Raw genomic sequence first — 24,828 nt, forward strand, 5'->3', positions numbered from 1 at the left:
GATCCGGCCGAAGAGGTGAGTCGGCAGAAAGCGGCGGAGCGGGTGAGACGCGCTCAGTCCTCCGTCGGCGGGCCGGCGGGCCGGTGCGCCCGGCGGCCGCTGGTGGCGGTGAGTACCGGGCGGCCGGCGCGCTCCTGCCCCGGAATCGGCCGTGAGCGCCGCCCGTAGATCAGCTCCGACGAGTCCAGCAGCCACGGCACAAGCGTGATGGAGACGCCGTGCACGAGCATGAGCTGGTTCGCCATGCGGCGAGCCCGCCGGTTGTGCAGGAAGCTCTCCCACCAGTGCCCCACGATGTACTGCGGCAGGTAGACCGTCACCACCGAGGAACCGTGCTTCTGTCGGTACTGCTTGATGAACTGGGCGACCGGCTGCGCGAACGAGCGGTACGGCGAATCCACGATGATCAGCGGGATGGGGATGCGATGCTCCGCCCACTCCCGCTGCAGGCGCTCCGCATCGTCCTCGGAGACCGCAATGTGCACCGCGAGCGTCTTTCCGTGTTTCGCCGCGATCGCGTAATCGATCGCCTTGATGACCGGCTTCTGCAGTTTGCTGACCAGCACCAGCGCCACATCACCGCTCGCACCGAAGTGGGTCGTGTCGTCGATCGCGATCTCGTGGTCGACATCTCGGTAGTAGCGCTTCACCCCCATCATCAGGAAGGCGAGGATCGGGATCGCGAAGAACACGAGATACGCCCCGTGCGTGAACTTCGTGATCGTCACGATGAGGAGCACGAGGATCGTCAGAGTGGCACCGGCCGAGTTGATGATCAGCCCGACCCGAGCTGACCGGCGATCGGATGCTGCGGCACCGTCGACCGCGACGTCAGCGTCGTCTTCGCCCGACGACGTCGTCCGCAGGATCCGCCGCCAGTGCCGCACCATTCCGATCTGGCCGAGCGAGAACGAAACGAAGACGCCGATGATGTAGAGCTGGATGAGCGTCGTGAGCTGTGCCTGGAACACCACGAGCACGGCGATCGCTGCGATGCCCAGCAGGATCATCCCGTTCGAGAAGACCAGTCGGTCGCCGCGCGTGTTCAGGGCCTTGGGAGCGTATCCGTCACGGGCGAGGACGGAACCGAGCAACGGGAAGCCGTTGAACGCCGTGTTCGCGGCCAGCAGCAGCACGCAGGCGGTGGCCGCCTGCACGATGAAGAAGAGGATGCTGCCGCCGCCGAATGTCGCCGCCGCGATCTGCGCCATCAGGCTCGGCTGCGGATTGGAGCAGTCGAAGCCGACCAGATCGCAGGGGTTCTCGGCGTAGTGCACGCCGGTGATGAGTGCGAGCGCAGTGAGACCGGCGAAGAGGCAGATGGCGATGGATCCCATGAGCACTAGCGTCGCCTGCGCATTGCGCACCTTGGGCGTGCGGAACGCGGGCACACCGTTGGAGACGGCTTCGACACCCGTCAGGGCGGAGCATCCGCTGGAGAATGCGCGAAGCACCAAGAGGATGACGGCGGCCTGGCTGAGATCCTCGGAATGCACGGCGAACTCGGCGCTCGACGCCACTGGAGCGTTCCCGAGGAACGTCTGGACGAGACCGGTGACGATCATGAAACCGACGGAGGCGATGAACACGTAGGTGGGGATCGCGAACACCGTGGATGCCTCACGGACGCCCCGCAGGTTGACGATGATGATCAGGATGACGAAGCCGACGGCCAGCTCGACGCGCCAGGCGTTCAAGCCGGGCACAGCCGAGATGATGTTGTCGACCCCGGATGCCACGGACACCGCGACTGTGAGCACGTAGTCGACCAGCAGCGCTGCCGCGACCACCACACCGGGAATCTCGCCGAGATTCTTCGACGCGACCTCGTAGTCGCCGCCGCCGGACGGATACGCCTTGATGAGCTGCCGATAGCTGAGCACGACGACGATCAGCAGCACGACGACTGCTGCGGCGACCAGCGGGGTGAACGAAAGGAAGGTCAGCCCGCCGATCAAGAGGATCATCACGAGTTCCTGGGGCGCATAGGCCACCGAGCTCAGTGCGTCCGATGCGAAGATCGGCAGCGCCATCCGCTTGGGCAGCAGCTGATCGTCGACCTGCTTCGAGGTGAGCGGGTCGCCGAGGAGGATGCGTTTGGCGAGCGGTGGGGCGTCCGGGAGCGCGCGGGTTTCTTCTGTCACGAGGCGTGACATTACGCCGATTCGCGGCATCCTCACGGGATCCTTACGAAATCCCTACGGGTGCCGGCATCCCCCATACGGAATCCTCATGCCCGCGGCATCCGCCCACAGCGAAACGCACAGCGCGTTCTGATCACGCTCACGTAACGTCGATCTCATGACGACCATTCAGGTCAGCGAAGACGATATCCGCCAGACGCGCGAGCTCCGTGACGAATTCCAGAAGTTCCTGCGCGAGTACGAGTTCGGGATGCGTGAAGTCGAGACGAAGATCTCGATCCTGCGGGACGAGTTCCTGCACGATCACCGCGTACAACCCGATCGAGCATGTGAAGAGCCGCATCAAGACGCCGGACAGCATCGTCGAGAAGATCGCCCGCAAGGGGATCGAAGAGCCCGACTTCGAGCGCATCCGCGAGGAGATCACCGACATCGCAGGCGTCCGAGTCACCTGCAGCTTCGTCGCCGACGTGTACCAGCTGTTCGACCTGCTCACGCAGCAGGACGACATCACGGTGCGAGCCGTCAAGGACTACATCAAGAACCCCAAGCCCAACGGCTACAAGAGCCTCCACGTCATCATCGAGGTGCCGGTGTTCCTGTCGACCGGGCCGCTCCTGGTGCCCGTCGAGGTGCAGTTCCGCACGATAGCGATGGACTTCTGGGCGAGCCTCGAGCACAAGATCTACTACAAGTTCTCCAACCAGGTGCCCTCGCATCTCGTCGAGAGCCTGTCGGACGCGGCGGATGCCGCCGCGGAGCTCGACTCGCGCATGGAGCGACTGCACCGCGAGGCGCACGGCGTGCCACAGCGTCAGCTGGATCCGCCGCCCCCGCCGCGCATCGTCGAGGTGTGAGCCGGCAGAGGCTCAGCTCGAGGGTCAGGGGGCGGCAGCGCAGATCTCGCTGCGGATGAGATGACTGGTCGAAGCCCGCGTCGCCTGCTGGAACTCTTCGAGCGCGGCGTCGTCGACGCCGGAGACGCCGCCGACGAGTTCCAGCACCGGGCAGGGATCGATCTGAGCATCCACCACGACAGTCGTGACCACCTCGTACCCATCGCCGGGCACGTACTCCTGCTCTTCCTGGTACGAGCGCAACCCGTTGATCATGCTCAGCGCCAGCGCGCGATCGATGATGCCGTCGCTTTCACCCGACCACGGCATCTCGATCGTGATGCTCGCTCCGTCTGCGGGAGCATCGCCGGGGGTGTCGAACCCTTCGGAGAACTCGACGATCAGCCACTTCACACTGACGGTGCTGGGGACATCGAACTCCAGCGCATGCTCCAGCGCGGCGTCGAGCACGTCAACGTCGCTCCGGGAATCCAGCTCCACCGCAAGATCGCCGCTGCCTTGGAAGGGCAGGTCGTTGCTCATCGAGCCGCTCGCCTGGAGCACCCCCGGAGTGGCCGCCATGTGCTCGACGAAGAGTTCCTCCGCCCAGGAACCCGCATCGATGTTCCCGCATCCGGCCAGCACGACAGCGACTCCCGCCGCGCCGGCGACGGCGAGGGGTGTGCGCCGTTTCCGCACGCTCAGCCCAGGAACTCGCGCACCGCCGTCGCCATCGCGGTGACCCCGACCTCGATGGTCGGATGGATCTCCGGCGCGAACAGCGGCGAGTGGTTGGTGGGGATGTCGTGGGCGACCGAGCCGCCTGCGACCGCCGCCGCGAACGTCGCCGGGTCGACACCGCCCCAGAACCAGAAGACCAGAGGCGCGCCGGCATCACGCGCGAACCATGAGACGTCCTCGCTGCCGGTGATCATCCCTGGGTCGATCACAGCGGCTTCGCCGAGGACGCGCTGGAACGCGGTCGTGACCCGCGCGACGGCATCCTCGTCGTTGATCGTGGGCGGCAGCGTGTGGTCGGTGCGGATCTCGGGCTCGCGCTCGGCGCCGGATGCGAGGGCCTCAGCCCGGACGATCCGCTCCACGCTCGCGAGCACGGTCGCGCGGGCCTCGTCGTTCGGGTAGCGCAGGCTGAGCTCGAGCGTCGCCTCGGCGGGGATGATGTTGTTCTTCAGGCCGGCGTGGATCGAGCCGACCGTGACGACCGCCACGTCCTGCGGGTCGGTCTCGCGAGAGGCGATCGTCTGCAGGCGCATCACGGTGGCAGCGGCCATCACCACCGGGTCGACGGTCGTGTGCGGTCTTGATCCGTGCCCGCCGCGGCCGTGCAGAGTGACGGTGAGGCCGTCGGATGCTGCCATCTGCGTGCCGCTGCGGACGCCGATGATGCCTGCGGCGAAGGGGGTCACGTGCTGGCCGAGCACGATGTCGGGCTTCGGATAGCGATCGAGGATGCCGGCGTCCAGCATCGCCCTGGCGCCGGCGCCGTACTCCTCGGCCGGCTGGATGATGACGACGAGTGTTCCCGACCATTCCGCCCGGTCGGCGACGAGCCGCTCGACAGCGCCGATCATTGCGGTGACATGCATATCGTGTCCGCAGGCGTGCATCACAGGGACGGTGTGGCCGGCAGGGTCGACGCCGGTCGCTGTGCTGGCGTACGCCAGTCCGGTCTGCTCTTCTACGGGGAGAGCGTCCATGTCTGCGCGCGCCCAGATCGTAGGGCCATCGCCGTTGCGCAGCAGTCCGACGACGCCGGTGATGCCGACACCCTCTTCGACCTCGAGCCCGAGATCACGCAGGTGTCCGGCGGCGATGCCGGCCGTCCGGGTCTCCTGGAACGAGAGCTCGGGATGCTGATGGAGGTCGATGTACAACGCTTCGAGATCGATGCTCATGGCCCGAGCCTACTGTCAGACCTCGCGGACGTACGTCTCCAATTCAGGCGGTTGCCGCAGCACGGCGCCCACGATCGCGCGGATCGCGAACTCGCTGGCTTCGCCGAGTCCGACGATCTCGGGATGCAGCAACCACTGCAGCTGCAGGCCGTCCATGACGGCGAGGATGCTGGCCGATGCTGCCGCAATCGTGTCGGGCTCTGTCACGCCCTCCTGCGCGCACAGCTCACGGAACGCCTCTGACACCTCGCGGCGGAGAGTCGTGTAGCGCTCCTCGAAGAAGCCGCGTGCGGGGTGGTCATCGGTCACGGACTCGTTGGAGAGCACGGTGTACGCCTGCACGATGCCGGGGCGCAGCTCGTTCGCGAACGCCGTGCGCACCAGGTGCAGGAACAGCTCGGGCCCGCCGGGGATGTGCTTCTCGTCGAGCTCGGCGACGTCCGCCTGATCGCGGTAGGCGAGCACCTCGAGCAGCAGCTTCTGCTTCGAGCCGAAGTGGTGGAGCACACCGGCGTGCGTCATCCCGACCTGCTCGGCGACGTCGGCGAGCGTGCCGTTCGTCGACCCCTTGTTGCCGAAGATCTCGACCGCTGCTTCCAGGATGTCGGTGCGCTTCTGCCTGGTGGCAGGGCGCGTGCGCGTCGAATTCTCTGTTGCCACGGCATCCCCCTCTGAGGTGAGTGTAACGGTCCGGCATCGCGTACTTGCAAGCTTACTTACTTGTCGGTAACCTCGCTTCAGTTTACTTTCTCATGAGTAAGCTAAAGCGTCACACCGACGCGAGCCACACCCGCACAATGACCCGTGTCCAAGGAGAAGCAATGAAGCTCAGCAGATCTCTGATCGCGATCAGCGCGATCGCGACCCTCAGCATCGGCGTGCTCGCCGGGTGCTCGCCGGCCTCGAATGACGGCGGCGGGGATTCCGGCTCATCGGCCGCCGCACTCACGATCGCCAAGCCCGACGGCGCGATCACCACCGAGTCGCACAACCCGTATCTCGGAGACTCGTCCGCGTCGAAGTACGGCTACGCCAAGGTCATCTTCGAGCCGCTCGCGCTCGTCAACCCCACCGGCGACCTCGCCACCACCCCATGGCTCGCTGAGTCTGTCGAGTGGAACGACGACTACACCGAGCTCACCGTCGTCCCACGAAGCGGCGTCAACTGGAGCGACGGCGAGCCGTTCACCGGCGAAGACATCGTGTTCACGTTCGATCAGTTCCTGAACGGCAAGCTCACCGACGCCCAGGGCCTGAACTACCAGGGCGCAACGGTCGACGGCGACAAGATCACCCTGAAGTTCGGCGACTCCAAGTACACCGCCCAGGCGCGCGTGCTGCACACCCCGATCGTGCCGAAGCACATCTGGGAGAGCATCGAAGACCCCAACACCGACCCGCTGACCGAAGAGGGTCTCGCCGTCGGTACCGGACCCTACGCGCTCTCGAGCTGGACGACCGAATCGGTCACCCTGACGGCGAACGACGACTACTGGGGCGGTGAGCTGGCAGTTCCAGAGCTGCACTACGTCTCCTACGGTGACAACGCAGCCCTTACAACGGCGCTCGCGTCCGGTGAGGCCGATTGGGCCCAGGCATTCATCCCGCAGATCGAGGACAGCTACCTCTCCGCCGACGAGGACAACCAGTTCCTGGTATCGCCCACGGCCGGCGCGGGAACGCTGTTCTTCAACCTGCAGACCAAGCCCTTCAACAATCCGGCACTCCGAGAGGCGCTGGCCTGGACGATCGACCGCGAGGCATATGTCGACATCGCCCGTGAGGGCGCGAGCGAACCGGTCTGGAACGTGACCGGCCTCGGCACTCTTCTCGAAGACGAGATCCTCCCCGAGTACCAGGAAGAGAACTACTCCGTCGACGTCGACAAGGCCAAGCAGATCCTCACCGACGCCGGCTACACGTGGAAGAGCGACAAGCTCATCGACCCCGATGGCGAGGCGGTCTCGTTCTCGATCTCCGTCCCCGCCGGATGGAGCGACTGGAACACCGAGCAGGCGCTCATCGCCGAAGAGCTGGATGAGGCCCTCGGCATCGAGGTCAAGGTCGACCAGCCCGACTGGGGCGGCTGGGACGCCGCCCGCCAGGAGGGCACCTTCCAGGCGATCATCCACTGGCTCGAAGACACCGGCAATGTCTACGGCCTGTACACCTCGACCATGGACCCGAAGTGGATCGTCGACGACAAGGCGCAGTACAACTTCGGCCGCTTCGACGACCCGGCCGTGACCGAGGCGCTGAACACGTACGCCAACGCGTCGACCGACGAGGACCGTGCGGCGGCCTCGGCGGTGCTGCAGACGGCTTTCGCTGAGAACGTCCCGGCGATCCCGCTGGGGGCGCATCCGCTGCTGGGCGAGTTCAACACCCGCAACTACGTCGGATGGCCCAGCGAGGACGACCAGTACGCGTCGGGCGACCCGACCCAGCCTGGCATCGTGCAGGTGCTGACGCAGCTCGAATCCAAGTAAGACGGCGGATGCTGAGCCCGTCGAGGCGCACTTCGACGGGCTCAGCATCGTTCCGCCCGGCATCCATCCCTGCACGAAAGCGATACCCATGCCAGATCCCCTGCTGTCCGTCCGCGACTTCTCTGTCGTGTACGACGTGGACCCGCCCGTCGCGGCGGTGAAGAACGTCACTCTCGAGTTGCAGCGCGGCGAGATCCTCGGCCTCGCCGGCGAGAGCGGGTGCGGAAAGACGACGCTCGCCTACGGCATCCAGCGGCTGCTGAAGGCGCCGGCCGTGATCACGAACGGATCCGTCGTCTTCCACGACGCCGACGGTGATGACATCGACGTGAACGTGCTCGACGCCGAGCAGATGCGCCGATTCCGGTGGGACAAGATCTCGATGGTGTTCCAAGGTGCGATGAACGCGCTGAACCCCGTCGCCACGATCGGTGCGCAGCTCGAGGACGTGTTCGAGGTGCACCGCCCAGGGATGAACAGGAAGCAGCGCAGAGACGCGGTCGCCGAACTTCTGGAGATCGTCAAGGTGGGGGCGCAGCGCGTCCGCTCCTTCCCTCACGAGCTGTCCCGGCGGTATGCGCCAGCGCGTGATGATCGCGATGGCACTCGCCCTCCGGCCGCAGTTGATGGTGATGGACGAGCCGACGACGGCGCTGGACGTGCTCGTACAGCGCGAGATCCTTCGCCAGATATCCCAGCTGAGGGCGGAGTTCGGATTCTCGGTGATCTTCATCACCCACGACCTCCCCCTGCTGCTGGAGATCAGCGATCGCATCGCGATCATGCGTGAGGGCGAGATCGTCGAACTCGACACCGCCGAGCGGATCTGGAACGCTCCGCAGGACGAGTACACCAGGACTCTTCTGTCATCGTTCCCGCGCCTCACCGGAGAGAAGGGGGTGGTGGTGCGATGAGTGTTCTCGAGGTGCGTCACGTCACCAAGACGTACAACGTTCGCGGAGCCGGTCAGATCACCGCACTCGACGATGTGAACTTCGTGCTGCGTTCCGGGCAGACGATCGGCCTGGTCGGACAGTCCGGCAGCGGCAAGTCGACGATCGCCAAGATCCTGACGCAGTTGGAGACGCCGACAAGCGGGGAGGTGCTCCTCGACGGCAAGCCGATTCCACGCCGTGGCCGCGGGCTGCGCACGTACCGACAGCAGCTGCGGATGGTCTTCCAGGATCCGTTCGCCTCGCTGAACCCGTACCACTCGATCCGTTACCACCTCGAGCGGCCGCTGCGGCTCGATGCGGTGGTTCCCAAGGACGAGACCGAGGCGGAGGTGCGCCGGCTCCTGGAGCGCGTTCGCCTGGTTCCGGATGCCGTGATCGATCGCCGCCCGCACGAGCTGTCCGGCGGTCAGCGTCAGCGCGTCGCGATCGCCCGTGCGCTCGCCTCGCGTCCGAAGATCCTCGTCGCCGATGAGCCGGTGTCGATGCTCGACGTCTCCATCCGTCTCGGCGTGCTGAATCTGCTCGCCGACCTGCAGCGCGAGGAGGGACTCGGCGTGCTCTACATCACGCACGATCTCGCCACCGCCCGCCATTTCAGCGACGAGATCATGGTGCTCAATCAGGGGCGGATCGTGGAGCACGGCACGGCGGACGACGTCATCCTCCGGCCCCAGGATCCGTACACGCAGGAGCTGCGCGCAGCCTCCCCCGACCCCGAGCGATTCTTCGCCGACACTCTCGGAGGTGCACGATGACCGCCGTCGAACCCCAACTGCCCGTCACCGACGATCGACCAGACGTCGATGCCGTCGAGATCGGCACCACCGCGACGAAGGCGGTCGCCGGACGTTCCCGCATCCCGTGGCGATTCCTCGGCGGCCGCGCGGCGTTCTACCTCTTCACGCTCTGGGCTGCGCTCACGATCAACTTCTTCCTTCCTCGCATGATGAAGGGCGACGCGGTCAGTCAGTACCTCTCGCGAAACCGCAATGTCTCGCCGGAGGCCGCCGACGCTCTGCGCTCGCTGCTGGGGCTCGACACCGACAAGACGCTGTTCCAGCAGTACCTCGACTACTGGGGTCTGCTGCTGCGGGGAGATCTCGGTGTTTCTCTGCTGCATGGCCTCCGCCCTGTCACCGAGGTGGTCAGTCAGGCGCTGCCATGGACGGTGGGCCTGGTCGGCTTCGCGACCATCGTGTCCTTCCTGATCGGCACAGTGGGCGGCGCGGTCATCGGATGGCGGCGTGGGAGTCGGCTGGAAGCACTGATCCCTGTCACCACCTTCCTCAGCACGATCCCCTACTTCTGGCTGGGACTGCTCGCGATCGCCGTCTTCTCCGTCAACCTCGGTTGGTTCCCGATCGGCAAGGCGTACGGAGTCGGGATGGAGCCCGGCTGGAACTTCGAGTTCATCGGTCAGGTCGTCCACCACGGCACTCTTCCCGCAGTCACGATCGTCATCGCATCGCTCGGCGGGTGGATGCTGGGCATGCGCAACATGATGCTCACCGTCCTCGATGAGGACTACATCACCGTGGCGCAGGCGAAGGGCATGCCGAACCAGCGCGTGCTGTGGCGGTACGCCGCTCGTAACGCCGTGCTGCCCCAGATCCAGAGTTTCGCGCTCTCGATCGGGTTCATCGTCGGCGGCACGATCGTGATGGAGATGGTGTTCAGCTATCCCGGGGTGGGAAAGCTGCTGCTGGATGCCACCAATGCCAAGGACTATGCGCTGATGCAGGGCGTCTTCCTGGTCATCACCCTCTCGGTGCTGGTCGCGAACATCCTCGCGGATGTCGCCTACGCATTCCTCGATCCGCGCACGCGCCAGACGGAGGCCTGAGCCATGTCAACAACAGAGAAAGCCGGTCGGCGCCAGGCGAGTGCTCCGGACACCTTCCTCATCCGCACCAGCGGTGCCGGCAACGGCAACGGCGGCCAGGGCCAGAGCTTCTGGGCGAAGATCGTGTCCGCCTTCGCGATGTTCCGTAACCGCAAGTCGATCGCCGGCCTGGCGATCCTCGGGTTCTTCGTGCTGGTCGCGATCTTCGCCGACGTGCTGGCACCGTTCTCTCCGACGCAGATCGACAACTCCGCCCGGCTCCAGCCGCCGTCCGCAGCGCACTGGCTGGGCACGACGCACATCGGTGAAGACGTGCTGAGCCAGGTCATCCACGGCACGCGCGGCGTCATCGTCGTCGGATTTCTCGCGGCATTGATCGCGACGGTGATCGCCATCACGGTCGGCGTGATCGCCGGATACCTTTCCGGCTGGAAGAGCGAGGCGCTGTCGGCGTTGACCAATGTGTTCCTGGTGATCCCCGGTCTTCCGCTGATCATCATCGTGGCCTCGATGTTCGAGGATCCACCTCTGGTGCTGATCGCCGCAGTGCTGGGCCTCACAGGATGGGCCTGGGGTGCGCGCGTGCTGCGGGCCCAGACCATGTCACTGCGCAATCGCGACTTCGTGCAGGCCGCCCGTGCGAACGGCGAGCCGCTGCGCCGCATCATCACGGTGGAGATGCTGCCGAACCTGATGGCGCTGATCGCTGCGAGCTTCGTCGGCACGGTGACCGCCGCCATCCTCGGCCTCACGACACTCTCGTACATCGGCGTGATCCCGGTGACCACCTACAACTGGGGCACGATCCTGAACTGGGCATCCGCCCAGGGCGCGTTCGGGCAGAACCAGTGGTGGTGGTATCTGCCGCCGGGGTTGTGCATCGCCGCGATCGGCGTGGCTCTGTCGCTGATCAACTTCGGCATCGACGAGTACGTCAACCCGCGCCTGCGCTCCGCCGGCGAGCGGGCGCGCGCGATGAAGAAGAAGGGCCTGAACGTGAACGACGCGGTCACGGCCGTGCGCACCACCGACGTGGCCGTTCCGGCTGCAGAGAACAAGAAGTGATGACCTCTGAGACACTGACGCTCCCGTACCTGAATCCCGACCTGGCCGTCTCGGCGCGCGTCGCCGACCTCCTCGATCGCATGACGCTCGAGGAGAAGGTCGGGCAGATGCTGCAGCTCGACGCTCGCGACGATCTCGATGATCATGTGCTGCGCCGGACGGTCGGGTCGATCCTGCACACCTCGCCCGAGCGGATCGTCGCTGCCCGTGAGCTGACGCTGCGCACGCGACTGCAGATCCCGCTGCTCGTCGGTGAGGACTGCATCCACGGTCACTCGTTCTGGCCGGGTGCGACCATCTACCCGACACAACTGGGAATGGCGGCATCGTGGGATGCCTCGCTGCTGGAGAAGGTCGCCCGCGCGACGGCCGTCGAGGTGGCGGCGACCGGAATCCACTGGACGTTCTCACCCGTACTCTGCATCGCCCGTGACCTGCGCTGGGGGCGCGTCAACGAGACGTTCGGCGAAGACCCGTTCCTGTTGGGCGAGCTCGCATCGGCCATGGTCCGCGGCTATCAGGGCGAGGGGCTCGAGGATCCGACGGCGATCCTCGCGACGGCGAAGCACTTCGCCGGATACTCCGAGACCCAGGGAGGCCGCGACGCCAGCGAAGCCGACATCTCGCGGCGGAAGCTGCGGTCGTGGTTCCTGCCGCCGTTCGAGCGCGTCGCCCGTGAGGGATGCCGTTCGTTCATGCTGGGCTACCAGAGCATGGACGGCGTGCCGATCACCCTCAACGACTGGCTGCTCAGCGACGTGCTGCGCGGCGAGTGGGGGTACACCGGCACACTCATCACCGACTGGGACAACGTCGGCCGGATGGTCTGGGAGCAGCACGTGCAGCCCGACATCACGCACGCTGCGGCCGCCGCGGTGAGCGCGGGCAACGACATGATCATGAACACGCCCACCTTCTTCGAGGGTGCTCTGGATGCCGTCGCGCACGGCCTGCTCGCACCGGATGCGTTCGATGCCGCGGTCGAGCGGATCCTCACACTGAAGTTCGAGCTCGGGCTGTTCGAGAACCCGCGCACACCGGTCGACGGTCTCGAGCAGATCATCGGCAGCGCGGAGCACGCTGAACTGAACCTCGAGATCACGCGGCGCTCGCTCGTGCTGCTGGAGAACGACGGCACGCTGCCGTTACGGCCGGCTGCGCCCGGTGGGACTCTTTCGCCGGTTGCGCCGGGAGGTGCCGCCGCGACCGCACGCGTCGCGGTCGTCGGGCCGCTTGCGGATGACGCGCAGGAGCAGCTCGGCGACTGGGCCGGTGGCTCAGGGCAGGCCGGCTGGCTGGACGGACAGCCGCGCGAGATGATCACGACGGTGCTCGACGGACTGCGCGAGATCGCCCCGTGGGAGATCGTGCACGCGCGAGGAGCCGATATCCTCACGCTCGCGCCCGATCCCGCCGGCGCGACGTGGCCAGATGGTCAGCCGCGTCCGCCAGTAGTGAAGCCGTGCGCCCCGGATGCCGTGCAGATCGCGGAAGCCGTCGCTGCAGCGGAGGCGGCGGATGTCGTCGTAGCTGTCGTCGGCGACGCACAGGGACTGTACGGCGAGGGTCGCTCGACCGCGACGCTCGAGCTGATCGGCGGCCAGAACGCGTTGCTCGACGCCCTCGTCGACACAGGCACGCCCGTGGTCGTCATACTGCTGTCATCGAAGCCGCTGGTGCTGCCGGCATCTGTCTCGAATGCCGCTGCCGTGCTGTGGGTTGCGAATCCCGGCATGCAGGGCGGCCGTGCGATCGCCGAACTGCTGACGGGTGCGATCGAGCCGACCGGACGTCTGCCGATCTCGTTCGCGCGGCATGCCGGTCAGCAGCCGACGTACTACAACCAGATCCGCGGCCAGCACGGCGATCGCTACGCCGACCTCACGCAGTCGCCCGCGTGGTCGTTCGGCGAGGGGCTGTCGTACACGACCGTCTCCTACTCGGACCTCGTTCTCGAGGAGGCGGCGCTCGCGGCATCCGACACCATCGTCGCCGACGTGACGGTGACGAACACGGGCGAGCGCCCGACCATCGAGACCATGCAGGTGTACGTGCGGGATCGGGTGACCAGCGTCAGCTGGGCGGACAAGGAGCTCAAGGCCTATCGTCAGGTGTCGCTGGCGCCGGGAGAGAGCGCTCGCGTGCGCATAGAGCTGCCGGTCGAAGACTGCACGATCGTCGACTCCGCCGGTGACCGCGTCGTCGAGCCAGGGGAGTTCGAACTGCTGGTGGGTCCGAGTTCACGGGACGAGGTGCTGCTGACCGCGGGGTTCACGATTACCTGACGCCGAGACCCCCGGTTATCGTCGAGACCCCTAGGTAGCTGCGTGAATAGACAGGGGTCTCGGCGCGAAGGTGGGGTCTCGGCGACAGGAATAGGGTTGAGTCTCGTGACAACTGTGACCGACCGCGAGCGCTACCGCGCGAACCCCTCCGTGCTCACGGCGCTGAAGTCGCCGCGGATGCTGACGCGCGAGGTGCTCGCCGGACTCGTGGTGGGGCTCGCACTGATCCCCGAGGCCATCGCCTTCTCGGTCATCGCCGGAGTCGATCCCAAGGTCGGGCTGTTCTCGTCGTTCATCATGGCGGTGGCGATCTCGTTCCTCGGCGGGCGACCGGCGATGATCACCGCGGCCACCGGAGCTGTCGCGCTCGTCATCGCCCCTGTCGCACCGACGTACGGCATCGACTACTTCATCGCGACCGTGCTGCTCGCCGGTGTCTTCCAGGTGCTGCTCGCGGTGCTCGGCGTCGCGAAGCTCATGCGCTTCATCCCCCGCAGCGTCATGACCGGCTTCGTCAACGCGCTCGCCATCTTCGTCTTCAGCTCGCAGGTGCCGCATCTGCTGAACGTGCCGTGGCTGGTGTATCCCCTTGTCGTCCTCGGCATCCTCGTCATGATCTTCATGCCGAAGATCACCAAGATCATTCCGGCGCCGCTGGTCTCGGTGGTCATCGTCACCGCCGTGGTCATCGTGTTCGCGATCAACGTGCCGACCGTGGGGGATCAGGGTGAGCTGCCGCGCAGCCTTCCCGAACTGTTCATCCCGAATGTGCCGCTCACCTGGGAGACTTTCACCATCATCGCGCCGTTCGCGCTCGGTGTCGCTGTGGTCGGGCTGCTCGAATCGCTGATGACCGCGAAGCTCGTCGACGAGATCACCGACACGCACTCCCGCAAGACGCGTGAGGCCTGGGCACAGGGCGTCGCGAACATGCTCTCCGGCATCTTCGGCGGCATGGGCGGCTGCGCGGTGATCGGCCAGACGATGATCAACGTGAAGTCCGGGGCGCGCACCCGCATCTCGACGTTCTTCGCCGGTGTCTTCCTCTTCCTGCTGGTCGTCGTGTTCGGCGACTTCGTGGCCACGATCCCGATGGCGGCGCTCGTCGCAGTGATGATCATGATCGCGATCGGAGCGTTCGACTGGCACAGCATCCGTCCGTCGACTCTGAAGCGGATGCCGAAGAGCGAGACCTTCGTCATGCTCGTGACCGTGCTGGCAGTCGTCATCACGCACAACCTCGCCATCGGTGTGGTGGCAGGGGTGATCGTGGCATCCGTCCTGTTCGTCAGGCGCGTCGCGCACTTCGTCACCGTCACCCGCACCGTGTCGGACGACACCGCGCACTACGTCGTCGACGGCGAACTGTTCTTCGCCAGCAGCAACGACCTCACGACGCAGTTCGAGTACGCGGCAGATCCTGAACGAATCGTGATCGACATGTCGCGCTCGCACGTCTGGGATGCGTCGACCGTCGCCGCGTTGGACGCGATCGAGACCAAATACGCACAGCACGGCAAGACCGTGCAACTGCTCGGGCTGAACGACGCCAGCGGATCGTTCCACGGCAGGCTGACCGGGAGGCTCGGCGGCGAGGGCTGAGCGTCAGTCGTCGGAGTCTTCCAGATCCTGCAGTCGCTGCGGGCCCGAGCCCTGGCTTCCGAGGGCGTCGTCGGGGTTGAGCAGGCCGCACGCCTTCATCGACAGGCAGCCGCAGCCGATGCATCCCGTCAGCTCTCGTTCCAGACGCTCGATCCCCTCGCGTCGTCGCTCCAGGTCGCGCTTCCATCGTCGTGATGCACGCTGCCAGTCCTCGTGGCTCGGCGTCTCTGTGAGGGGGACGTCGGCGAACGCCTCCTGCACGTCGGCGAGCGGGATGCCGAGTCTCTTGGAGACCGTGATCAGAGAGACGCGCCTGAGCATGTGGCGAGGGTATCGACGCTGATTGCCTGGTGTGCGCGTCGATGCGATGAGGTTGAGCTTCTCGTAGAAGTGCAGGGCGGAGACAGCCACGCCGGTGCGCCTGCTCATCTCGCCGATGCTGAGCAGCTCATCCGGGGCGTGCGACGGTGACGTCTCGCCCGATTCGACCATGCGACCCTCCTCGATTTGACCTCAAGTGTACTTGAGGTTTTAGCGTAGAGAGCATGACCCGGAAGAACATGCCCCTATGACGTATGTGATCGCGCTGCCCTGCGTCGATGTCAAAGATCGAGCGTGCATCGACGAATGCCCTGTCGACTGCATCTACGAGGGGGAGCGTTCGCTCTACATCCATCCGGACGAATGCGTGGATTGCGGTGCGTGCGAGCCGGTGTGCCCTGTCGAGGCGATCTACTACGAGGACGATCTGCCCGAGGAATGGGCCGACTACTACAAGGCGAATGTCGAGTTCTTCGACGACATCGGCTCCCCAGGCGGCGCCGCGAAGCTCGGGGTGATCGCGCACGATCATCCGCTGGTCGACGCCCTGCCTCCACAGGGAGGAACCGAATGACAACCGCACCTCGCGTGGCCATCGTCGGCGCCGGTCCAGCCGGAATCTATGCGGCAGACATCCTCCTCTCCCGCGTTCCAGATGCCCGCATCGACCTGCTGGAGAAGCTCCCCGCCCCCTACGGCCTGGTGCGATACGGAGTCGCCCCCGATCATCCACGCATCCGCAAGATCATCGATGCGCTGCACGATGTGCTGCAGCACCCATCGATCCGGCTGCGCGCGAACGTCGAGGTCGGCGTCGACATCACGCTCGATGAGCTGCGCGCTGCCTATGACGGCGTGATCCTCGCCACGGGCGCCGACCGTGACGTGGCACTCGAGCTGCCTGGTGCTGATCTGCCAGGATCCTTCGGCGCCGCGGACTTCGTCGCCTGGTACGACGCGCATCCAGACGTGCCGCGCACCTGGCCGCTCGCGGCCGAGACCGTCGCTGTGCTCGGTGCCGGCAACGTGGCGCTGGACGTCACCCGCATCCTCGCCAAACATGGGAAGGACCTCGATCGCACCGACACCCCGGACGATGTGCTCGAGGCACTGGCGGCGAACCCGCTCCGTGACATCCATCTCTTCGTCCGCCGTGGGCCGGCAGACGTCCGATTCTCGGCGCTCGAGCTGCGTGAGCTCGGCGAGCAGCGCGACGTCGACGTCATCGTCGACCCGGCCGAACTGGAACTGGATGCGCACGGCGAGCGGATGCTGGAGCAGTTCTCGCAGCGTCGCATCATCCTGCGGACGCTGCGCGCCTGGGCCGAACGTCCGTCGTCCTCACTGACCGCGTCGCGCCGCATCCACCTGCACTTTCGCCAGCGGCCGGTACGGATCGTGGGTGCGCAGGATGTCACCGGCATCGAGATGGAGCGCACGGCATCCGACCCGCTTGGCCGCATGGTGGGTGCCGGCGACCTCGTTCGACACGACGTCGGCGCTGTCTATCGGGCGATCGGCTACCGGTCATCGCCCGTGCCCGGCGCGCCCTTCGATGAGGATTCCGGCGTCGTACCGCACCGAGAAGGTCGCGTCGTTGACGCGGAGGGCGTGCCGATCCCGCGCCTGTACGCCACAGGATGGATCAAACGCGGACCGATCGGACTCATCGGTTCGACCAAGTCGGATGCGGCGCAGACCGTGCAGCACCTGGTCGACGACCTCGCAGCCTCCGGTCGGATCGGCGACGAGCGCGACCCGCTCGTGCATCTCACTCACGCCGTCGACTGGACGGGCTGGCTGAGGATCGACGCGGCCGAGCGCAGTGCCGGCGCACAGCGCGGCCGCGAGCGCACGAAGCTGGTCGACCGCGGCGAGATGACTGCGACCGCGACACCGACGCCTTCAGCAGTGGGTGACAGATTGAAGGCCGCATTTCGTACGCATCCGGCCGGCATCGCGGTCATCACCGCCGCGACGCCGACAGGCCCCGTGGGTCTCACGGCTTCCAGCGTCGCCTCGGTCGCGGTGGACCCCGCGGCGATCATGTTCTCGGTCACGAGGGCGACGGGCAGCGCGGGCGCGCTTCTCGATGCAGACACCTTCGTCGTGCACCTCATCGACGACGACCACGCCGACCTCGCTCAGGCCTTCGCGACCAGCGGCGCCGATCGGTTCACCTCCGAGCAGGGGTGGATCACGCTCGGCTCCGGCGAACCGCACCTGCCCAGCGCAAGAGCCGCGCTGCGCTGCCGGGCGCTGCACACCATTCCGGTCGGGTCATCGACCGTGGTGATCGCCGAGGTGCTCGACGTCGTCGCCGGCCCATCCGGCCGACCCCTCGTCTACCTCGACCGACGCTTCCACTCCCTGCCGACCCTCTCTGAAAGGAACTGACATGCCCACTCCCTATACCCTCCCCGAACTGCCCTACGACTATGCGGCGCTCGAGCCGCACATCTCCGCAACGATCATGGAGCTGCATCACTCCAAGCACCATCAGGCCTATGTCACTGGCGCGAACACCGCACTCGAGCAGCTGGCCGCCGCACGCGAGGCTGGTGACCTCGCGAACGTGAACAAGCTCGAGAAGGACCTCGCCTTCAACCTGGGCGGCCACATCAATCACTCGGTGTTCTGGCAGAACATGTCGCCCAACGGGGGCGGGGCTCCGGAGGGCGAACTCGCCGCCTCGTTGGAAGACTCCTTCGGCTCGATCGACGCCTTCCGTGCTCACTTCACGGCCACGGCGCTCGGCGTTCAGGGATCGGGATGGTCCGTTCTCGCGTGGGACAGCCTCGGTGCGCGACCGGTGATCTTCCAGCTCTTCGATCAGCAGGGCAACGCTCCGCTCGGCGTCACGCCGTTGCTGCAGCTGGACGTATGGGAGCACGCGTACTACCTCGACTACCGGAATGTCCGCGCCGATTACGTCAAGGCGTTCTGGGAGATCGTGAACTGGGCCGACGTGCAGCAGCGGTTCGAGAAGGCTCGGGCAGCGACGCAGGGGCTGATCTCGGTGCCATGACTCAGTGACGTCGTGGCGGTCAGTGTTCGCCTGCGCTGTCGTGCTCGCCGACCTCGCGCTCTTCGGCCTTGCGGTAGCGCCGATTTCGCAGCCCGAGCACGACCGCCGCGAGTACGGCCGCCACGACGGACGCCGTCAGGATCGCCACCTTGCTGTGGTCGTAGTGCGGGCTGCCGGCCGCGAAGCTCAGCTCGGCCACGAGGAGCGAGACGGTGAATCCGATGCCGGCGAGGACGCCGACCCCGGCGATGTCGATCCAGCGCAGGGACGGATCAAGGTTGATGCGGCGGATCCGGGTGATGAGCCAGGTCGCAGCCGTGATGCCGAGAGGCTTGCCGACCACGAGGCCCAGGACGATCCCTATCAGCACAGGATCGGTCAACGCCGACACGAATCCCTCGGCACCACCGATCGCGACGCCGGCGGAGAAGAACGCGAACACCGGAACGGCGAACCCTGCGGACAACGGACGGAATCGGTGCTCGAAGATCTCGGCAAGCCCTGGGCCGGCATCGTGAGACCGATGCGCCTTCCTGTGCAGCACCGGGATCGTGAACCCGAGCAGCACGCCGGCGATCGTGGCGTGGATCCCCGATGCGTGCATCAGAGCCCAGGCGGTGAATCCGATGGGCAGCAGGATCAGCCACGCAGCTCCAGGGCGAACATGGAAGAACTGCCGGAAGCGCTGCGCGATCGCACCGTAGAGGGCGATGGCCACCAGCGCGAGCAGCAGCGGCACGAGCTCGATGGACTCGGTGTAGAAGATCGCGATGATCCCGATCGCGATGAGGTCGTCGACGACGGCCAATGTCAGCAGGAAGATGCGCAGCGCGCTGGGCAGATGTGATCCGATGATCGCGAGCACTGCGACGGCGAATGCGATGTCGGTCGCCGTCGGAATCGCCCAGCCGCGGGCCTCGCTCGTGGTCGTGCCCACCACGGCCACGTACAGGAGTGCGGGGACGGCGACGCCACCGATCGCTGCGACGACGGGGACGATGGCCGTGCTCGGCTTTCGGAGGTCACCCGCGACGAACTCGCGTTTGAGCTCGAGGCCGACCAGGAAGAAGAAGATCGCGAGCAGGCCGTCCGCGGCCCACGCGCCCAACGACAGCTTGAGGTGCCACGGTTCGTAGCCGACCTCGAAGTCGCGGATCGCGAAGTACGAATCAGCCCAGGGCGAATTGGCCCAGATCAGCGCGATGGCTGCGAAGATCACCAGCAGGATGCCGCCGACCGTCTCCTTGCGCAGGATCTCGGTGACGCGGATCGACTCCGCTCGGGATGCCGAGGGAAAGATGCTGCGAACGCGGGAGAAGCGGGACGGGGAGGGCGACATGAGCGCCTTTCTGGTCGATGACGGGGCCGTCGACCAGGCTTCCCGACACTCCATTGCCCATTCTAGTCGACAGGCCTGCGTCAGCGCAGCTGGGCGAAGCGCTCCACCTCGACCGTCGGGCCGACCACGAGCACGATGTCACCGTCATGCAGGACGGTGTCGGCCTGGGCATTGCGCCATGAGCCCTTCGCGTCGCGATAGGCCGCGATCGTCACGCCGTGCGCATGACGAACTGCACCTTCGGTGAGGGTGATGTCATGGAGGAACTGCGGCACGACGGTCTTGACCACCGCGTACCCCTTGTCGATCTCCAGATAGTCGGCGGCCGCGCCGCGGACGAGGTGCGCGACCCGGCGTCCCATATCCTTCTCCGGGTAGATCACCTTGTGCACACCGAGCTGCTCGAGCACGGCACCGTGCCGCTCATCGACCGCCTTCGCCCAGATGACGGGAACATCGAGTTTGAGCAGCAGGGACGCCGTGAGGATGGATGCGGTGATGTCGCTGCCGATCGCGAGAACGACGCGGTCGAACTCGCCGATCGCGAGCTGCTCCAGCACCTCCAGCCGCGTCGAGTCGGCGCGGACCACCTGGGTCAGGACACCGTTGAGCGACTGCACCATGTCCTCGTCCTCATCGATGCCGAGGACCTCGGTGCCGGAGTCCATCAGCTCGATGGCGAGGGACGTACCGAATCGGCCGAGGCCGATGACGGCTACGGAGTCGGCTTCGGCGATCCGTCGGGCGTCCTGCCCGAATGAGAGGAATCTGGTCATGTGCGGTCCTTTCGATCAGACGTGCGTCGGAGAGAGATCATCCGATCGCCGGGCGTTCTTTAGGGAGCTCGTACGCCGTCGCCCGCTCCCGCAGAGCGAGCGCCGACCCGAGCGTCAGCGGGCCCAGTCGCCCGAGGAACATGAGCAGTATCAGTATGAGCTGAGCAGCTACCGGAAGGTCCGCCGTGATTCCGGTCGACATCCCCACCGTTCCGAACGCGGACACCACCTCGAACAGCACTCGATCGAGGTCGAGATCCGTGATGGCGAGAATGGCGATCACCGCTGACATCACAGCGCCAAGGGCGACCAGCACCACCGTGATCGCCTCGCGGTGGACTGCGCGCGACAGGCGCTTGCCGAACACGTTCACGGCGGTGCCGCCGCGAAGCTCGGTGTACATGATGAAGAACAGCACGGCGAAGGTCGTGACCTTTATCCCGCCTGCGGTTCCGGCTGGTCCTCCGCCGATGAACATCAGGACGTCGGTGCCGAGCCACGTCTCGTCGTGCAGCTGAGACGTGTCGACGGAGTTGAAGCCCGCAGTGCGGGACTGGACAGCGTGGAAGAAGCCCGCCAGGATCCGGGAGCCGGGGTCGAGAGCGCCAAGGGTCTCAGGGTTGTGCCACTCGATCGCCACGACGTAGACCGTGCCGAGAACGAGCAGTCCGATCGTCGCCCACAGGACGATGCGAGTGTTCATCGTCCAGTGCAGCGGCCGACGGAACTCCTTGCGCAGCTGACGAAGCACCGGGAACCCGAGACCACCGAGGATGATCGCGGCGCAGATCGGAAGGCAGATCCACGGATCGGAGACGAATCCCATCAAGCTGTCGGTGTACAGCGCGAAACCGGCATTGTTGAATGACGAGACCGCGTGGAACACCGCGTGCCATGCGGCGCGAACGGGCTCGTAGCCGTAGCCCATCGTGAAACGGGCGAACAGGAGCACGGCGACGGCGGCCTCGATCACCAGGGTCGTCACCAGGATGCCGGTCGCGACGCGCTTCATGTCTCCGCCGCCGGTCGTCTTGGTCTCCGTGCCGGCGATGACGCGCGAGCGCACGGACAACTTGCGAGCCAGCGCGAGGCCGATGAGCGAGGCGAACAGCATGATCCCGAGCCCGCCGAGCTGGATGAGCAGCAGGATCACGACCTTGCCGAACGGACTCCAGTAGACCGCCGTGTCGACGACGATGAGTCCCGTGACGCATACGGCGGATGTCGAGGTGAACAGCGCGTCGACCAGACCGGTCCATCTGCCACTCGCTGAAGAGATCGGCAGCATCAGCAGGAGGGTGCCGATCACGATCGCGGCACCGAATCCGGTGGCTATCGCCCGTGCGGGGGCGAGGTTCCGCTGCTTCGGGCGACGCGAGCGCGCGAAGGAGTCGGTTCGAACCACAAGAGGGAACGCTACGCGAGCGCCGACGTCTATGACGGAATCCTAACGGGATCCATACGCCTCACGACCGATCACGTCGACGGTCCGGGCGCGCACCCGGCGTCAGACCCGCGCGGTCGTCCCGCGGACGAGGAGCTCAAACGGCAGCGCTCCCGGAGGAGCGGCAGGCACGGCATCCTCGAGTTTCGCCAGCACAGCGGCGGCCGCGCGCTCGCCCTGGCCCAACGGGAACTGGTCGACGGTGGTGAGCTGGAAGAACTCGCCCAGCTCGTGGCCATCGATGCCGATGATCGAGAGGTCCTCCGGCACGCGGAAACCGAGATCGCGCGCGGCGAGCACCGCGCCGATCGCCATCTCATCGGATGCCGCGAACACGGCTGTCGGCCGACGCCCCGGCCTGCCGAGCAGCTGCTTGGCGGCGCGATAACCGCCCTCGACGGTGAAATCCGCAGGCTCGATGAACGCGGGCTTCGGTGTGATACCGGCATCCGCCAGGGCCTTCTCGAAGCCGAGCCGACGCTGGGTGGGGATGTGGAAGTCGATGTCGAATTCCGGGTTCGCTCCGATGTGCGCGATGGCGGTGTGGCCGAGGCTGAGCAGGTGCTCGGTCGCAAGCTGCGCGACTGCGCCGTCGTCCACCGTCAGGGTGTCGAGCTGCGGATTCGGTCCGCCGATCGCGATGATGGGGAGTCCGAGTTCGAGGAGCTGGGTCGTCTCGGCCTCATCGAGTTCGATCGACACGGCGATCACGGCATCCACCCGCTGGCGCCTCAACGCCGTGTCGAAGACGTTGCGTCGAACGTCCTTGTCGGCCGTGATGTTGTACAGCGTGATGTCGTAGCCCTGGCGCATCAGGGCGCTCGAGACTCCCGAGAGCACCGTGCTGAAGAACCAGCGGTCAAGGAACGGTACGACCACGCCGATGTTGCGCGTGCGACCCGAGGCGAGTGACGAGGCGCGCGACGAGACGACGTAGCCGAGCGTCTGCGCCGCGACGAGCACGCGGTCGCGGGACGCCGCAGACACGTGCCCCCGACCGCTGAGAGCGCGCGAGACCGTCGCCGTGGAGACGCCGGCCAGTCGCGCGACCTCATCGATGCTCACCATGGAATACGTTCAGGCCTTGGTGTACCAGGCGGCATGATCGACCGGCAGAGCGGCGCCGTCGAAGGGCTGGCTCTGCACGACGAATGTGACGCCGTCGCCGAGATCCAGCGGCTCGGTGCCGATGTTGACAGCCACGTGCAGGTCGCCGCGGCGGAACGCGACTGCCGATGCACCCAGGTCTTCCCACACCAGCGAACCCGTGCCCAGCGAGCGCTCGCGCCGCAGCTGGAGCAGCTGCTTGTACAGGTTGAGGGTGGATGTGGCATCCGCCTCTTCCGCATCGCGCGCGAACGTCGCCCACTCCGCCGGCTGCGGCAGCCATGCGTCACCGGTGGTGTTGAAGCCGAAGGCCGGTGCATCCGCCTCCCACGGGATCGGCACGCGACACCCGTCGCGGCCGTACCGCTTGCCGTTCGTGCGGAACCATGTCGGGTCCTGGCGGAACTCGTCGGGAATCTCCATGGCTTCCGGGAGGCCGAGCTCCTCACCCTGGTAGAGGTACGACGAGCCGGGAAGCGCGAGCATCACGGTCGTCGCGGCGCGTGCGCGGGCGAGACCGACGACCGCATCGGGCTTGCCGGGCGACTTCGGGCCGATGCCCTCGCCCTGCGGGTTGTCGGCCGTCAGCGCGAGGCGTGAAGCGTGTCGGACGACGTCATGGTTCGAGAGCACCCATGTGCTCGGGGCGCCTACGCCGCCGAACTCCGTGAGCGATTCGCGGATGACATCGCCGAGGGCTTTCGCGTCCCAGGAGGTCATCATGTACGGGAAGTTGAACGTCTGGTGCATCTCGTCAGGACGCACCCAGAGCGCTGTCTGCTTGAGCGTCGGCAGCCAGGCCTCGCCGCACAGGGCGCGGTCGCCGTCGTACTCCGCTAGCACCTCATGCCAGTCGCGGTATATGTCGTGCACGCCGTCCTGACCCCAGTACGGCACGCTGTCCTCGCCGCCGCCCATGGAGTCGGCATCTGCGACAGGGGCGTAGTCGGGAAGGCCGGCCTCCTTGACCATGCCGTGGGCGACGTCCACGCGGAAGCCGTCGACGCCACGGTCGAGCCAGAAGCGCAGCACGGAACGGAACTCCTCCTTCACTTCCTCGTTCGTCCAGTCGAAGTCGGGCTGTGTCGGGTCGAAGATGTGCAGGTACCACTGGCCGGGGGAGCCATCGGCCTCGGTGACGCGCTCCCACATGCCGCCGCCGAAGACGCTCTCCCAGTTGTTCGGGGGGATCTCGCCGTTCTCGCCCTTGCCGTCGCGGAAAACGTAACGGGCCCGCTCGCGGCTGCCCGGTCCGGCCTTGAGCGCCTCCTGGAACCAGACGTGCTGATCGGAGGAGTGATTGGGGACGAGATCGACGATGAGGCGGATACCGCGGGCGTGGGCCTGCGCGATCATCTCATCGAAGTCGGCGAGGGTGCCGAAGATCGGGTCGACGTCTCGGTAGTCGGCCACGTCGTAGCCGGCATCCTTCTGGGGGCTCGTCATGAACGGGCTCAACCAGATCGCGTCGACGCCCAGTTCCTTCAGCGAATCGAGGCGGCTCGTGATGCCAGGAAGGTCTCCGATGCCGTCGCCGGACGCATCCGCGAACGAGCGCGGGTAGATCTGGTAGATGACGGCGCTGCGCCACCACTCTGCTCCGGGGGCGGCGAACTGTTCAAGCTCTGTCATGCGACGAGCCTACTGCAAGCGCTTACAGTTGCGCGAGGGCCGGGA

At 66.3% G+C, this 24,828-nt stretch carries 19 protein-coding genes and 2 pseudogenes; 11 read left to right on the plus strand and 10 right to left on the minus strand.

The window, feature by feature from the left end:
• Nucleotides 1-53: 53 nt before the first annotated feature.
• Nucleotides 54-2,156 (minus strand): APC family permease, encoded by a 2,103-nt coding sequence (locus QFZ46_RS10450; RefSeq protein ID WP_307361100.1) that lies wholly within the window; start codon nucleotides 2,154-2,156, stop codon nucleotides 54-56.
• A gap of 145 nt (nucleotides 2,157-2,301) precedes the next feature.
• Here QFZ46_RS10450 and QFZ46_RS10455 point away from each other — a divergent pair.
• Nucleotides 2,302-3,001: pseudogene (locus QFZ46_RS10455) on the plus strand (GTP pyrophosphokinase).
• Between the two features lie 24 nt (nucleotides 3,002-3,025).
• On the opposite strand, the gene QFZ46_RS10460 reads toward QFZ46_RS10455, so the two are convergent.
• The 3 genes from QFZ46_RS10460 to QFZ46_RS10470 are packed head-to-tail and all read right to left on the minus strand — an operon-like array spanning nucleotide 3,026 to nucleotide 5,556.
• A complete protein-coding gene (locus tag QFZ46_RS10460; RefSeq protein WP_307361102.1) occupies nucleotides 3,026-3,679 on the minus strand; it encodes a hypothetical protein in 654 nt (217 codons plus the stop codon).
• Nucleotides 3,680-3,681: 2 nt separating this feature from the next.
• Nucleotides 3,682-4,896, minus strand: a complete 1,215-nt coding sequence (locus QFZ46_RS10465; protein WP_307361105.1) for an amidohydrolase — start codon at nucleotides 4,894-4,896, stop codon at nucleotides 3,682-3,684.
• Between the two features lie 15 nt (nucleotides 4,897-4,911).
• Nucleotides 4,912-5,556, minus strand: a complete 645-nt coding sequence (locus QFZ46_RS10470) for a TetR/AcrR family transcriptional regulator (protein WP_307361107.1) — start codon at nucleotides 5,554-5,556, stop codon at nucleotides 4,912-4,914.
• A gap of 161 nt (nucleotides 5,557-5,717) precedes the next feature.
• Here QFZ46_RS10470 and QFZ46_RS10475 point away from each other — a divergent pair, with 161 nt between their 5' ends.
• The 7 genes and pseudogenes from QFZ46_RS10475 (at nucleotide 5,718) to QFZ46_RS10505 (ending at nucleotide 15,136) form a co-directional block, all read left to right on the plus strand.
• On the plus strand, nucleotides 5,718-7,385 hold the full coding sequence (locus QFZ46_RS10475) for an ABC transporter substrate-binding protein (RefSeq protein WP_307361110.1): 1,668 nt from the start codon (nucleotides 5,718-5,720) through the stop codon (nucleotides 7,383-7,385).
• Nucleotides 7,386-7,473: 88 nt separating this feature from the next.
• Nucleotides 7,474-8,299: pseudogene (locus QFZ46_RS10480) on the plus strand (ABC transporter ATP-binding protein).
• Nucleotides 8,296-9,096 (plus strand): ABC transporter ATP-binding protein, encoded by an 801-nt coding sequence (locus QFZ46_RS10485; RefSeq protein ID WP_307361113.1) that lies wholly within the window; start codon nucleotides 8,296-8,298, stop codon nucleotides 9,094-9,096. Before QFZ46_RS10480 ends, QFZ46_RS10485 begins: the two are co-directional and overlap by 4 nt.
• A complete protein-coding gene (locus tag QFZ46_RS10490; protein WP_307361116.1) occupies nucleotides 9,093-10,184 on the plus strand; it encodes an ABC transporter permease in 1,092 nt (363 codons plus the stop codon). The genes QFZ46_RS10485 and QFZ46_RS10490 overlap by 4 nt, the downstream gene beginning before the upstream one ends.
• Nucleotides 10,185-10,322: 138 nt before the next feature.
• The gene (locus tag QFZ46_RS10495; protein WP_307364568.1) at nucleotides 10,323-11,249 is read left to right on the plus strand and encodes an ABC transporter permease; all 927 of its coding nucleotides are present in this window, start codon (nucleotides 10,323-10,325) and stop codon (nucleotides 11,247-11,249) included.
• On the plus strand, nucleotides 11,249-13,534 hold the full coding sequence (locus QFZ46_RS10500; protein ID WP_307361119.1) for an exo-beta-d-1,3/1,6-glucosidase: 2,286 nt from the start codon (nucleotides 11,249-11,251) through the stop codon (nucleotides 13,532-13,534). Before QFZ46_RS10495 ends, QFZ46_RS10500 begins: the two co-directional genes overlap by 1 nt.
• Before the next feature lie 105 nt (nucleotides 13,535-13,639).
• A complete protein-coding gene (locus QFZ46_RS10505; protein WP_373457643.1) occupies nucleotides 13,640-15,136 on the plus strand; it encodes a SulP family inorganic anion transporter in 1,497 nt (498 codons plus the stop codon).
• A gap of 3 nt (nucleotides 15,137-15,139) precedes the next feature.
• On the opposite strand, the gene soxR is transcribed toward QFZ46_RS10505, so the two are convergent.
• Complete coding sequence (gene soxR, locus QFZ46_RS10510; protein ID WP_307361122.1) at nucleotides 15,140-15,628, minus strand: redox-sensitive transcriptional activator SoxR; 489 nt, start codon at nucleotides 15,626-15,628, stop codon at nucleotides 15,140-15,142.
• 76 nt (nucleotides 15,629-15,704) lie between these two features.
• Between soxR and fdxA the strand changes: the two genes are divergently transcribed.
• The 3 genes from fdxA to QFZ46_RS10525 are packed head-to-tail and all read left to right on the plus strand — an operon-like array spanning nucleotide 15,705 to nucleotide 18,485.
• Entirely contained in the window at nucleotides 15,705-16,031 is a 327-nt protein-coding gene (gene fdxA / locus QFZ46_RS10515) for a ferredoxin (protein ID WP_307361125.1), read from the plus strand.
• On the plus strand, nucleotides 16,028-17,854 hold the full coding sequence (locus tag QFZ46_RS10520) for a flavin reductase (protein ID WP_307361127.1): 1,827 nt from the start codon (nucleotides 16,028-16,030) through the stop codon (nucleotides 17,852-17,854). Before fdxA ends, QFZ46_RS10520 begins: the two co-directional genes overlap by 4 nt.
• A gap of 1 nt (nucleotide 17,855) precedes the next feature.
• Nucleotides 17,856-18,485: a superoxide dismutase gene (locus QFZ46_RS10525; RefSeq protein ID WP_307361130.1), complete on the plus strand. Its 630-nt coding sequence runs from the start codon at nucleotides 17,856-17,858 to the stop codon at nucleotides 18,483-18,485.
• A 19-nt stretch (nucleotides 18,486-18,504) separates the two neighbouring features.
• On the opposite strand, the gene nhaA is transcribed toward QFZ46_RS10525, so the two are convergent.
• From nhaA to QFZ46_RS10550, 5 genes are all read right to left on the minus strand, one after another.
• Nucleotides 18,505-19,824 carry a Na+/H+ antiporter NhaA gene (nhaA, locus tag QFZ46_RS10530; protein WP_307361133.1) on the minus strand — a complete coding sequence of 440 codons (1,320 nt, stop codon included), beginning with the start codon at nucleotides 19,822-19,824 and terminating at the stop codon, nucleotides 18,505-18,507.
• Nucleotides 19,825-19,904: 80 nt separating this feature from the next.
• Nucleotides 19,905-20,600, minus strand: a complete 696-nt coding sequence (locus QFZ46_RS10535) for a potassium channel family protein (protein WP_307361136.1) — start codon at nucleotides 20,598-20,600, stop codon at nucleotides 19,905-19,907.
• Between the two features lie 37 nt (nucleotides 20,601-20,637).
• Nucleotides 20,638-22,005, minus strand: a complete 1,368-nt coding sequence (locus QFZ46_RS10540) for a TrkH family potassium uptake protein (RefSeq protein ID WP_307361138.1) — start codon at nucleotides 22,003-22,005, stop codon at nucleotides 20,638-20,640.
• 102 nt (nucleotides 22,006-22,107) lie between these two features.
• A complete protein-coding gene (locus QFZ46_RS10545) occupies nucleotides 22,108-23,112 on the minus strand; it encodes a LacI family DNA-binding transcriptional regulator (protein ID WP_307361140.1) in 1,005 nt (334 codons plus the stop codon).
• 9 nt (nucleotides 23,113-23,121) lie between these two features.
• The gene (locus QFZ46_RS10550; protein WP_307361142.1) at nucleotides 23,122-24,783 is read right to left on the minus strand and encodes a glycoside hydrolase family 13 protein; all 1,662 of its coding nucleotides are present in this window, start codon (nucleotides 24,781-24,783) and stop codon (nucleotides 23,122-23,124) included.
• Between the last annotated feature and the right edge of the window lie 45 nt (nucleotides 24,784-24,828).

Source organism: Microbacterium murale (genome assembly GCF_030815955.1).
GTDB classification, from domain to species: domain Bacteria; phylum Actinomycetota; class Actinomycetes; order Actinomycetales; family Microbacteriaceae; genus Microbacterium; species Microbacterium murale_A.